This is a genomic window from Pseudomonas iridis, assembly GCF_017980685.1.
Classification (GTDB): Bacteria; Pseudomonadota; Gammaproteobacteria; order Pseudomonadales; family Pseudomonadaceae; genus Aquipseudomonas; species Aquipseudomonas iridis.
Window position 1 is genome coordinate 165,973 of sequence record NZ_JACXXO010000003.1, and the last position, 12,594, is coordinate 178,566.

Consider the following 12,594-nt stretch of genomic DNA (forward strand, 5'->3'; position numbering starts at 1 on the left):
GCCACGACACAGCCTGCCGCGAACACCGCAGCAGGCCGCGAGGCAAAGCGTTTTCAGTTACGCAGAGGTTTGATCGTCAAGGGGGAGTTGGGGATGGACGCGCGCGGCTCCATGAAACCGACCGGACGGCTGTTCCAGTGCGGAATCAACACCAGCGCCGAAAACAGTGCACAACCGGCGAAGACGATGAACACCGTCACCGTGTCGAAGTAGCCCGGCAGCAAGCCGCCAAGCACGGCGCCGACCGAGCCGCAGCCGTTGACGAATCCGGCGGCAGTGGCCCCGGCCTTGGCTTTGCCGAAATCGATGGCGGCCGCACCGCTGATCATCGAGTCGGGTCCGTACAGGGTCAGGCCCATGAAAAACAGCAATGCCACAACCAGCAAAACACTGCCGGTCTGCAAGGCAGCCATGAACAGCGCCAGCGTCACCGTCAGCGCCAGCAGGCTGATCACACAGGCTGGCATGCGCCGAGCGCCGAACAATTTGTCCGACGCCAGACCAATCATGATCGGCCCAAGCAGCCCGGCCAGCTCGAACGAAGTGGGGATGATCGCCGCACCCACCTTGCCGACGCTGGGCATCTGTTCAAACACGATCACCGGGCCCCACAGCAGGATCGCGTAACGCGCCGGTTTCAACATGAAATACGCCAGGCCCAGCACCAGCACCGTGCGATTACGCAGGATTTCCTTCAACGGCTCCCAAACACTGAGCTTGCTGTTGGCTTCGGTCTCTTCGGCGGTTAACACAGGCTCCGGTTCCACCGCCGGCAGGCCGACATCTTCCGGTTTGTCGCGCTGGAAGATGAAGAACAACACCGCCACCACCGCCACCACTGCCGCACTGGAAAAAAACGCTGCGTGCCAGCTGCCGACGAGCGTGTAGGCCCACCAACCGGCGAACGGCGACGCCACCAGTCCACCAAATGCGTAGCAAGAACTCCACAAGCCGAGCACTCGCCCGCGCTGCTTGGACGGGAAGAAACTGCCAAGGTTTTTACACAACCCCGACCATCCCGTGGACTGTGCCAACCCTTGAATCAACATACAGGTGGCGAAGATCGGCAGAGTGGCGAAACTGCCCATCACCAGCGCCGCCGCCGCAGAAATCAGCAAGCCTCCGAACACCACGACCCTTGGGCCGAAGCGGTCAGCGAGCATGCCCCAGGTGAATTGGCCGATGGCGTATGCCGCCAGATAGATGGCATCGAGGTTGGCCATGGTCATTTTGTCGAGCATGAAATCTGGATCTTCGCCGATGCCCAGTTTGGCCACCGAGAAGGCTTTGCGAGTGAAATAGAAAGCGGCGTACGCGAGCCATGTGATAGCAAAAATCTGCATGCGCCAACGCGCAATGGTGCCGATGTGCTTGTTCATTGTGGTTCTGACCTCAGGGTGTGAGTGTGCCGGCAGAATCGTTAAGTAAACGCCTGTGTTTTTTTATTGTTGAGCACTGCGATATCACCCCGTCCCTATGGCGATACCGGTCAGATGAGTCCTGCTGTTGCACGCACAGGCTCATGGCCAGCGCCGCTGTTCGATCGAGCAGTCGGCGGTGGCGTGAGCCGATCAAAGCAATTACTGTTTAATAAATAAAATCGATTTATCGTATTTCACACATAAGCTCAGCTTTTAACTGGAGCGACGATGTCAATTTCCCACGCCCAACTCAAAGCGTTCCACGCCGTGGCCGTGCATGGAAGCTTCACCAAAGCCGCCCAGCGTCTTTTTCTCACGCAACCGGCGATTTCCGACCAGGTGCGCAAACTCGAAGAACGTTTTGGGGTTTTGCTGTTTCATCGCAACAAACGTTCGGTACGCCTGACCGATCTGGGCGAACGCTTGCTGGCGATCACCCAGCGCCTGTTTGTGATTGAAGCGGAAGCACAGGAGTTATTGCAGGAATCCAAGGCCTTGCAGACCGGCAGCCTGATTCTGGCGGTGGATGCGCCGGTGCATGTGCTGCCGCAGATCGCGCGGTTCTGCGAGCGTTTCCCTGGCATCAACGTGAAAATCGAGACCGGTAACACCGATGAATCATTGTTTCGCCTGTTCAACTATCAGGCCGATCTGGCGCTGCTTGGGCGTGATGTCAGCGATGAACGCTTGCTGTGCGTACCGCTGCGCAACGATCCGATGGTGGCGTTTGTTTCGCGCAATCACCCGTGGGCCGAGCGCGAGTCGATCTGCCTGGCGGACCTGGATGACACGCCGCTGGTATTGCGCGAACACGGTTCGGTGACCCGGCAAACGCTGGAGGAGGAAATGGCTCGGGCGGGGTTTCGCATTCGTCCGGCGATTCAGGTCGAAGGCCGGGAAGCGGCGCGCGAGGCGGTGGTGGTGGGGATTGGTGTGGGCGTGGTTTCAGCGGCCGAGTTTGGCGCCGACTCAAGGGTTTGCGCGTTGCCGATCACTGACTGCACCCGACGCTTGACCGAAACCCTGGTGTGCTTGCGCGAACAGAGTTCGCGGCGAGTGGTGGCGACGTTTCTGGATATGGTTCGCGAGAGTCTTGTGTGAACGGCGCTGGCCCAATCGCTGGCAAGCCAGCTCCCACAGGGTTACAGCCTTTAACAAATTGTGCGTACACCAGAGAAACCTGTGGGAGCTGGCTTGCCAGCGATGAAAGCGCCACGGTTTATCAGGCTGGCGCCAATCCAAAAAACGCCTGAATCAAGCGCAACTCCCGCCGCCGCTCCATGCAACCGATCATGTGCCGATTGACCAAGCCCTCCCCGACAATAGGAATTGCCACCACCCGTGGGTCGTGGCTGACTTCCACCGATGACACCACGCCAACGCCCAGTTGCGCGGCGACCGCCTCGGTCACCGCCTCGCGACTGTCCAGTTCGAGCAACACGCGTGGATGAATCGACGCCTGCGTGCAGGCTAGATCAAATGTGCGCCGGGTAATCGAACTCGGCTCACGCAGCACCATGATCACCTGATCCAGTTCCTTGAGTTTCACCTCCGTGGCACGCGCTGCCCACGGATGCCCCGCCGGCACCAGTGCACAAATCCGCGACTCGCTCAGTGCTTGCAGATGCAGTCCCTTGCGTGACTCGACTTCGGTCAGCACCGCGACGTCGGCGTGTTCCGACAATAACGCCGCCAGCGTTTCCTGGGCATTGCCCAAACGCAGATTCACCGTGATCCCCGGATAGCGCGCACGCAGACTGGCCAGCATCGGCATGACCATGTGCGGGCCGTCCGCCGCCACTTCCAGCCGCCCGGTCAACAACTGGCGGTTGGCCTCCAGCATGGTTTGCGCTTCTTCCGCCAGACCGAACATTGCGCGAGTAATCGCCGCCAGTTTGGTGCCTTCCTCAGTCAACTCCACCCGTCGCGCGGTGCGTCGCAACAACGTGATTTGGTAATGCTCCTCGAGCGACTTGATGTGCCCGGTCACTGCCGGCTGGCTGATGAACAACCGTGCGGCGGCGCGGGTAAAGCTGCCCTCGCGCGCCACGGCATCGAAGGCGCGCAGCTGAAACAGGTTCATGAATAACTCTCACTGATGGCTGGCATAACAACAAACAATTTGATTGATGCAACGGCAAATTGCAACTTAGGCCCCGTAGCTTCATCCCACAGCGCTATCCGAGGACACACGAATGAGTATCGCCGAACCCATCCTGCTCACTCCCGGCCCGTTGACCACTTCGGCCCGCACCCGCCAGGCGATGATGGTCGACTGGGGGTCATGGGATGACCGCTTCAATCAACTGACCGCCAGCCTCTGCGAGCAATTACTGGCGATTCTCAACGGCGCCGCGACCCACCACTGCGTGCCATTGCAAGGCAGCGGCACTTTCGCGGTCGAGGCAGCGATCGGCACGCTGGTGCCACGCGACGGCAAAATACTGGTGCTGATAAACGGCGCCTACGGCAAGCGACTGGCAAAAATCTGCGAAGTGCTGGGCCGCTCGTTCAGCACTTTCGAAACCGCTGAAGACGAACCGACCACCGCCGCCGACGTCGACCGTCTGTTGCGCGCCGACAGCACTATCACTCACGTCGCGCTGATCCACTGCGAAACCAGCACCGGCATTCTTAATCCGCTGGCGGAAATCGCTCACGTCGTCGAGCAACACGGCAAGCGCCTGATCATCGACGCCATGAGCTCCTTCGGCGCGCTGCCGGTGGACGCGCAGCAAGTGCCATTCGATGCGCTGATCGCCGCGTCAGGCAAGTGCCTGGAAGGCGTGCCGGGGATGGGTTTTGTTTTCGCACGCAAAGAGTCGTTGGCCTCAGCTGCCGGCAATTCGCACTCACTGGCGATGGACCTGTTCGACCAGCACGCCTACATGATGAAGACCGGGCAATGGCGCTTCACCCCGCCGACCCACGTAGTCGCGGCGCTGCACGAAGCCCTGCTGCAATACAACGAAGAAGGTGGCCTGCCGGCGCGGCATGCGCGTTACGCCGCCAATTGCCAGGCGCTGATGGAAGAGATGGGCAAACTCGGTTTGCGCAGCTTTCTGCCAGCAGCGATTCAGGCGCCGATCATCGCGACGTTCCACGCACCTAATGACCCGCGTTATCAGTTCAAGGATTTCTACGAACGGGTCAAGGCCAAGGGCTACATCCTCTATCCCGGCAAACTGACTCAGGTCGAAACCTTCCGCGTCGGCTGCATCGGTCATGTCAGCCCGGACCAAATGCGCCAGGCCGTGGCGGCGGTGGGCGAAGTATTGCGCGAGATGGAAGTGTTAGAGATCTAACCCCCCTAATACCTATGGGAGCGAGCCTGCTCGCGAATGCGGTTGAACATTCAACCTTGATATCGACTGGTCTGACGCCTTCGCGAGCAGGCTCGTTCCCACATTTGAATTGCATTGCCAACACAGGATTTTCAACATCATGAACTACACCAACCCAACCAAGCTGCAAGCCGCCATCCTCGACTGGGCCGGCACCGTGGTCGATTTCGGTTCCTTCGCTCCGACGCAGATCTTCGTCGAAGCCTTTGCCGAATTCGACGTTCAGGTTTCCATTGAAGAGGCCCGCGGCCCGATGGGCATGGGCAAGTGGGATCACATCCGCACCCTGTGCGATCAGCCGCAGGTGGCCGAACGTTACCGCAAAGCGTTCGGCCGCACGCCGACCGACGATGACGTCACCGCCATTTACGAGCGCTTCATGCCGCTACAAATCGAGAAAATCGCTGAACACTCGGCGCTGATTCCCGGTGCCCTGGACACCATCGCCAACCTGCGCCAGCAAGGCATCAAGATCGGCTCCTGCTCCGGCTACCCGAAACAGGTGATGGATAAAGTCGTCGAACTGGCTGCCACCAACGGCTACATCGCCGACCACGTGGTCGCCACCGACGAAGTGCCGAACGGCCGCCCTTGGCCAGCACAGGCATTGGCCAACGTCATCGCGCTGGGCATCGACGACGTCGGCGCCTGCGTGAAGATCGACGACACCGTCCCGGGCATCCTCGAAGGTCGCCGCGCCGGAATGTGGACCGTGGCGCTGATCTGCTCGGGCAACGCGCTGGGCCTGGATTACGAGGGCTTCCGTGCCTTGGGCAGCGATGAGCTGGCCAGCGAACGCGCGCGTATCCATGCGCTGTTCGAAAGCTCGCGCCCGCATTACATGATCGACACTATCAGCGATCTGCCGGAAGTGATTGCCGACATCAACAAACGTCTGGCCAACGGTGAAATGCCGCAATCCTGCTAACTTGCAATAAAAAAACACCGCCGACTTGAGAGCCAGTCGGCGGTGTTTCTGTTTTACTGATCGAGACGCAGAGCATCACGAAACTTTACAACATGGCCAACCCACAACTTATTACGAGACAAGGTTACCTTGCGCATCGTAGGTCAGGCCGTCCGGATACTTGATACTGCCATCAGGAAGTTGTTCTGTTCCATCTTCCCAAACAATGCGGCCATCAGGGTGTTCGATCGTGTTATCCGGCCAGATAATGCGGCCATCAGGAAACTCGACACGGCCGTCCTGGTGATGGATAACGCCATCGGGGCCCTTGAGTAAGTTCTTGCTCGTATCAACCAGACTGCCATCGGGAAGGGACGCAGAGCCATCAGTATTGAAGATTCCGCCCAAACTGATAACAAGTGTCGCCAGAGCGACCGGATCAATATTGAAGTTGATGGTCGGCCAAGGCATGGGTGGCCTTTTCGCTGCAACAGGTCTGACAATGCCGCCAGTAGTTACAGGTTTGGTTATCGGAACTGGCTTGACTGGCTTGACTGGCAAGAGTGGCTTGACCGGCTTGACGATTGGTTTGACTGGCTTGACAGGCTTGATGAGAGGCTTGACCGGCACTACAGGTTTGGGCGGCACTGGCTTGACCACCGGTTTCGGTTTGGAGACAGGTCGTTTGGCCATGGCCTTTTTAATAACATGAGCGTTTTTGTTTTTACCAGAGAACATAAATAATCCACTTGAAAAATCAAACAAAATTAATACCCCCAAGTAACTATTTTTACCCGAGGACTTACCCACACAATAAACAGCACGATATAACCAGGCAATCCGAAGTCAAATACAGAATATAAACAACAAGCCGCAACACAAACACTTAACCTTCAAATCCAAACTTCAAAAACAATTAACAGCCATTAAACTCAGCCACTTCACGCATCGCCATAGAAAACATCCAAATCGCACCAGTACATTGAACAAAACTCAGACGACTCAGAGCAAAAACGCGCCATCGGGTTGAGCCCAGGCAGGGGTGATCCCGGCCGAGACACAGCAGCGGCGCTCTTTGGCCATAGATAGATCCCATGCCCGCAAAAGCTCAACTTAGAAGAAGGTTATGGGAGAACCCCCGCCGTCCCTGCAATCCACCTGTATGCACGAAGACCAAGCGTGCGCCGCTGGCGAATTTACCTGCCTCGACCTGCTGCTTGAGCGCCAGCAACGCCTTGCCGGTGTACAGGGGCTCCAACGGTACGCCGCTGTCCAGCTCGGTCTGCGCAATGAACGCCAGCAACGGCGAATCAACCTTGGCAAAACCGCCGCGACTGGCATCAATCAGCTCATAGTCAGCGCTGCGCCGGCCGGATTCCTGCAGGATCGACTCGACTTGCGCCGCCACGCCGTGATCCTCAGGCACCGCCAACGCGCCGTAAACCGGATGCGCCCCCGCCTCGGCGAGTGCCAACCCGGCCAACGTTGTCCCGGTGCCGCAGGCCAGCCACCAACCGTGATAATCGTTCCAACCCAAATGGCTCAATTGCGCATCGACCTGCGCTTTGATCGCGGCACAACCCAGCGCCCCGGCTAATCCGCCACCGCCCTCCGGCACCGCATGCAGATTTGGATAACGCGTCTGCCACGACTCCCAGAACCCCGGATCATGTCGCGCTCGATAGCCGCCATAACCCAGCCAATGCAGGTGCATGCCGTACGCCTGCAGATCGGCGACAGTCGGCGTTTCTTGTGGATGACCGCGCAGCAGCCCGGCCGTTTTAAACCCTAGCCGTTTACCCGCCGCCGCCAACGCGTGCAAATGATTGGAGTGCGCGCCGCCGAGACTGATGATGCCTTCGGCACCGGTGCGATCGGCGGCTTTCAGATGTTCAACGAGCTTGAACCACTTGTTGCCGCTGATCAGCGGGTCGATTTGATCGAGGCGCAGGATGGCGACTTCAACATTGGCGGCGGTGAGCCAGTCGAGTTGCAGGAGTTCAAGAGGAGCTTGCGCAGGCAAAAACATAAGCACCGCATGACTTGAAAAAGATCACAGTCTACCAGCCAAAAAAACCCTTGTAGGAGCTGCCGAAGGCTACGATCTTTTGATCTTGTTTTTGAAAAACAAAGTCAAAAGATCGCAGCCTGCGGCAGCTCCTACAGGGGTTAGTCCGTTACCGGTGGCCGTTGATCAGAGCTCTGCAGCCAGACGCGACCCTTGATTGATCGCACGCTTGGCATCCAGCTCCGCCGCCACATCAGCACCGCCGATCAGGTGCACGTTTTGCCCGGCCGCTACCAGGCCATCGTGCAGTTCACGCAAAGGGTCCTGCCCCGCGCAGATCACGATGTTGTCCACCGCCAGCAACTGTGGCTCGCCGGTTTCGCCGATGCGGATGTGCAGGCCTTCGTCGTCGATGCTCAGGTATTCAACACTGTTGAGCATCTGCACCTGCTTGTTCTTCAGCCCGGTACGGTGAATCCAGCCAGTGGTTTTGCCCAGACCGTCGCCGACCTTGGTTTTCTTGCGCTGCAAAAGGAACACTTCGCGAGCCGGCGCGTGCGGCGCAGGTTTGATCCCGGCCACGCCACCACGGGCTTCAAGTTTGGCGTCGATGCCCCACTCCTTCCAGAACGCGGCGCGATCCTGACTGGTGGCAATGCCTTCGTGAACGAGGAATTCCGAGACGTCGAAACCGATGCCGCCCGCACCAATTACCGCCACGCGTTTGCCAACCGGTTTACGCTCGAGGATCACGTCGAGATAGCTCAACACCTTGGCATTTTCAACGCCCGGAATCGCCGGAGTGCGCGGCGCAATACCCGTGGCGAGGATGATTTCGTCGTAACCGCCGTCAACCAGTGTCGCGACGTCGACGCGGGTGTTCAGGCACACCTCGACGTTAGTCGTTTGCAGCTTGCGGTTGAAGTAGCGCAGGGTTTCGAAAAACTCTTCTTTGCCCGGCACGCGTTTGGCGATGTTGAACTGGCCACCAATTTCGCTGGCAGAATCGAACAACGTCACCTGATGGCCACGCTCGGCAGCCACGGTCGCGGCGGACAACCCGGCAGGGCCGGCGCCAACCACGGCGATTTTCTTGATTTGCTGCACCGGCAGATAGTTAAGCTCGGTTTCGTGGCAGGCGCGCGGGTTGACCAGGCAACTGGTGAGCTTGCCGCCGAAGGTGTGGTCGAGGCAGGCCTGGTTGCAGCCGATGCAGGTGTTGATCTCGTCAGCGCGACCTTCGGCAGCCTTGTTGACGAAGTCCGGATCGGCAAGAAACGGCCGCGCCATCGAGACCATGTCGGCATCGCCTTCGGCGAGTATCTGCTCGGCGATTTCCGGCGTGTTGATGCGGTTGGTGGTGATCAGCGGAATGCTCACCGAGCCACGCAGCTTGGCCGTGACCTTGCTGAATGCCGCACGCGGCACCTTGGTGGCGATGGTCGGAATACGCGCTTCGTGCCAGCCGATGCCGGTGTTGATGATGGTCGCCCCGGCCTGCTCGATGGCTTTGGCGAGGATGACGATCTCGTCCCAGGTGCTGCCACCTTCGACCAGATCAAGCATCGACAAACGGAAGATGATGATGAAGTTGGGGCCGACCGCGTCACGGACGCGGCGCACGATTTCCACTGGCAGACGCATACGGTTTTCGTAGCTACCGCCCCAACGGTCGGTGCGATGGTTGGTGTGCGCGGCGAGGAACTGGTTAATGAAATAACCTTCCGAACCCATGATTTCCACGCCGTCATACTCGGCGGTTTGCGCCAGCACCGAACAGGTCACGAAATCCCTGATCTGCTTCTCGATGCCCTCCTCGTCGAGCTCTTTTGGCTTGAACGGGTTGATCGGCGCCTGAATCGCACTCGGCGCGACTTGTTTCGGGCTGTAGGCATAACGGCCGGCATGGAGGATCTGCATGCAGATCTTGCCGCCCGCCTCGTGCACCGCGCGGGTGACGATACGGTGCTTGAGCGCTTCCTCTTCGGTGGTCAGTTTGGCTGCACCGGAATACACCCCGCCCTCGTCGTTCGGGCCGATCCCGCCAGTCACCATCAGGCCGACGCCGCCACGGGCACGTTCAGCGAAGTACGCTGCCATGCGCTCGAAGCCACCCGGCTTTTCTTCAAGACCGGTGTGCATCGAGCCCATCAGGGTGCGGTTGCGCAGCGTGGTGAATCCCAGGTCCAGCGGGGCCAACAGGTGCGGGTAATGAGCGGCGGTCATCGGTAACTCCACAACGAGCGATCACGGAAAAAGTGCGGGAGCTCTGCGTCCCCCATCAGTCATGTTCGACAGACTAAGAGTCGCATCGCTGTCACTCAATGACCGTAACTGACAAGTTAATGATCTAAATGCGCAGCGCCCCTTGGCAAGCCAGACCCGGGGCCCTACCCTAGTCGCCATACCCTGTACCCGGTCGTTGTTGGTTTTCATGCGCAAACTTTTGTACCTGTTTTTTTCCATGGCCCTCGTTGCCGTCCTCACCACCTACGCCATGTGGGCGGCAGACCGGCCTGCGGGGCATTACCTGTCGGACCTGCGCATCAAACTGGCGGTCGATCAGGGCACGCCCGCCGACCGAGGTAATCTGCTGGGCATCCAGCCGGAACTGTTCCCCACCGACTACCAAAGCCCCGCGCGCCTGCGCCGCAAACTCGCGGCGTACTTGCAACAAGCGCAGGATCAAGGCTTGTTGAATGACAAGACCGTGGTGGTGTTGCCGGAACATGTCGGCACCTGGTTAATGATCAGCGGCGAAAAAGACGAGCTCTATCAAGCCCCCACTCTCGCCGAGGCGATGAATTGGCTGGCGGCGAGCAATCCGTTGTTGTTCGCCCGCGCCTGGCTCAGCGCCAAGGGCAAAGACCGTCTCGACGATGCTCACCTGCGCATGAAATCGCGCACCATGGCCAAGGACTACCAAACGCTGTTCGGCGGCCTGGCCAAGGAATTTCACGTGACGCTGGTGGCCGGCTCAATCGTTCTGCCCGAGCCGAGCATCCGTGACGGCCAGCTCAAACCCGGCAGCGGTGCGCTGTACAACAGCAGCGTGGTCTTCGGTCGCGACGGTGCACCGCTCGGCCAGCCGCAGCGGCAACTGCACCCGGTGTTCAGCCAGCGTGATGTCATCCAGGCCAATGAGAAGACGATCAACGTGGTCGATACCCCGGCCGGGCGACTTGGCGTACTCATCGGCAGCGACAGCTGGTATCCGGACAACTACCGCAAACTCGACGAACAAGGCGCGCAATTGATTGCCGTGCCGGCGCAGGTACTCGGTCAGGGTGCATGGGATCAGCCGTGGCGTGGCTATAAGAGTTCGAGTACACCAAGCTCCGTCAGTCTCAAGCCCGGCGAAGTCAGCGAAGGCCAGGCCTGGCATCGCCTGACCTTGACCGCGCAACCGCCCAGCAGCCATGCAGTCGCCGGCATGAGTGTATTTCTGCGTGGGCAGTTCTGGGATAAATCAGGCGCAGGCCGAAGCTTCCTCAACAGCAACGGCCAGCAGTTCGCCGACGGTGACGCCCGCGGTGCACGTATGCTCAATATCTGGTTGTAAGCGATGAAGCCGCTGCCGATGCGCCTTGGGGATCTGTCGGTAGGTTTCGTTCATAGCCTCGCTGATGCGGTTCGCAGTCACGGCGCTGACCCACAGCCGCTGCTCGAACAATACGCACTGGATGCGGCAAGATTGGCCGAGGCCGGGGCACGACTGTCGATTCCGCGTTACATGCGTTTGGGGCATGGCGCGATTCAATTGACCGGGGATCCGGCCCTCGGCCTGCGCATGGGTCAGCTCAGTCGCTTGAGCCAGGCGGGACTGGCCGGTGTCACCGCATCGCAGGCGCCTACCGTACGTGAGGCCGCTCGCTGCCTGATCCGCTTCGAACCGTTGTACGGTTCCAATTACCGCGGCCAGTCGAGCTTTCACGAGGACGCCACTGGCGCATGGCTGCGTTTCTATTCGATCAGCCCGTACAACGCCTATAACCGTTTCGTGGTGGATTCGATCATCGCCGGCTGGCTGCATCAACTGTCCAGTGTCAGCCGCGAACCGCTACGGGCTGAACGCGTTGAAATCGAATTCGACGCGCCCGATTATCGCGACGCTTACACTGCCTTGGGTGATTGCCCGGTCCAGTTCGGCGCCGAGCGCAACCAGTTGCGCCTGAACCTTGCCAGCCTTGCCCTGCGCAACCCCGAACACTGCCCGAGCACTTGGCGGCATCTGCTGCAACTGTGTGAAAGAGAACTGGAGCAGCTGACCCGCACTCGTAGCCTGCGCGAACGCATCACGCAACTGCTTGGGCCGTTATTGAATGGTGGCCGAGAACCCGACCTGGAAGAAGTGGCGGCACGCCTGAAGCTGCCGACATGGACCTTGCGGCGCAAACTGACAGAGGAAGGCACGCAATTTCGAGCGATCCTCAACGACACTCGCCGTGATCTGGCGATGACCTACATCCGCGATACGGAACTGGCGTTCGGCGAAATCGCATACCTGCTCGGCTTTGCTTCAGCCGAAGCATTCCAGCGAGCGTTCAAACGCTGGAGCGGCCAGACGCCGGGCGAATTCCGCCGCAGTCATCGTAAAACAGCCTGACACCTTAAAGCTCGGTAGCGTCTTCCGCCGGCTCTGGCGAATCCAGTTCGTAGGCCTGGAATTCGAGCAGTTCTTCCTGATAGTCATCCATCGCGTAATCCCCCTGCTGCTCTGTTGAATGGGCCTGAGCAAATGCCCAGAGCCACGAGCATAACGTGCCCGTGTGAAGGAAAAGTGAAGCCTGGCCTTCATGAATAAAACGTAGCAGGCGGTCAGGAATTTATCGCAGGATTTTTGTCAGGGGAATGTAACGAGATATTCCTCTGTGGAGCTGCCCAAGACGCGATCCTTGATGATTTCAAGATCAA

At 59.3% G+C, this 12,594-nt stretch carries 10 protein-coding genes; 5 read left to right on the forward strand and 5 right to left on the reverse strand.

Going from position 1 to position 12,594, the window contains the following annotated elements; translation table 11 throughout:
* Positions 1–53: 53 nt before the first annotated feature.
* Positions 54–1,379, reverse strand: a complete 1,326-nt coding sequence (locus IEQ42_RS08315; protein ID WP_210703177.1) for an MFS transporter — start codon at positions 1,377–1,379, stop codon at positions 54–56.
* 270 nt (positions 1,380–1,649) lie between these two features.
* Between IEQ42_RS08315 and IEQ42_RS08320 the strand changes: the two genes are divergently transcribed.
* Positions 1,650–2,522 carry a LysR family transcriptional regulator gene (locus IEQ42_RS08320; RefSeq protein WP_210703178.1) on the forward strand — a complete coding sequence of 291 codons (873 nt, stop codon included), beginning with the start codon at positions 1,650–1,652 and terminating at the stop codon, positions 2,520–2,522.
* Positions 2,523–2,643: 121 nt separating this feature from the next.
* On the opposite strand, the gene IEQ42_RS08325 is transcribed toward IEQ42_RS08320, so the two are convergent.
* A complete protein-coding gene (locus IEQ42_RS08325) occupies positions 2,644–3,504 on the reverse strand; it encodes a LysR substrate-binding domain-containing protein (RefSeq protein ID WP_210703179.1) in 861 nt (286 codons plus the stop codon).
* A 112-nt stretch (positions 3,505–3,616) separates the two neighbouring features.
* Here IEQ42_RS08325 and IEQ42_RS08330 point away from each other — a divergent pair, with 112 nt between their 5' ends.
* Together IEQ42_RS08330 and phnX are read left to right on the forward strand one after the other, a co-directional pair.
* Entirely contained in the window at positions 3,617–4,726 is a 1,110-nt protein-coding gene (locus IEQ42_RS08330) for a 2-aminoethylphosphonate--pyruvate transaminase (RefSeq protein WP_210703180.1), read from the forward strand.
* A gap of 139 nt (positions 4,727–4,865) precedes the next feature.
* Positions 4,866–5,693 (forward strand): phosphonoacetaldehyde hydrolase, encoded by an 828-nt coding sequence (phnX, locus tag IEQ42_RS08335; RefSeq protein WP_047302014.1) that lies wholly within the window; start codon positions 4,866–4,868, stop codon positions 5,691–5,693.
* 111 nt (positions 5,694–5,804) lie between these two features.
* Here the strand turns inward: phnX and IEQ42_RS08340 are convergent, their stop codons facing one another.
* From IEQ42_RS08340 to IEQ42_RS08350, 3 genes are all read right to left on the reverse strand, one after another.
* Positions 5,805–6,410 carry a hypothetical protein gene (locus IEQ42_RS08340; protein ID WP_210703181.1) on the reverse strand — a complete coding sequence of 202 codons (606 nt, stop codon included), beginning with the start codon at positions 6,408–6,410 and terminating at the stop codon, positions 5,805–5,807.
* A 370-nt stretch (positions 6,411–6,780) separates the two neighbouring features.
* Entirely contained in the window at positions 6,781–7,701 is a 921-nt protein-coding gene (locus IEQ42_RS08345) for a 1-aminocyclopropane-1-carboxylate deaminase/D-cysteine desulfhydrase (protein ID WP_210703182.1), read from the reverse strand.
* 165 nt (positions 7,702–7,866) lie between these two features.
* Complete coding sequence (locus IEQ42_RS08350) at positions 7,867–9,906, reverse strand: NADPH-dependent 2,4-dienoyl-CoA reductase (RefSeq protein ID WP_210703183.1); 2,040 nt, start codon at positions 9,904–9,906, stop codon at positions 7,867–7,869.
* Between the two features lie 208 nt (positions 9,907–10,114).
* On the opposite strand from IEQ42_RS08350, the gene IEQ42_RS08355 reads away from it, so the two are divergent.
* Entirely contained in the window at positions 10,115–11,242 is a 1,128-nt protein-coding gene (locus IEQ42_RS08355) for a carbon-nitrogen hydrolase family protein (protein ID WP_210703184.1), read from the forward strand.
* Between the two features lie 3 nt (positions 11,243–11,245).
* Positions 11,246–12,286 carry an AraC family transcriptional regulator gene (locus tag IEQ42_RS08360; RefSeq protein WP_210703185.1) on the forward strand — a complete coding sequence of 347 codons (1,041 nt, stop codon included), beginning with the start codon at positions 11,246–11,248 and terminating at the stop codon, positions 12,284–12,286.
* Positions 12,287–12,594: the final 308 nt, after the last annotated feature.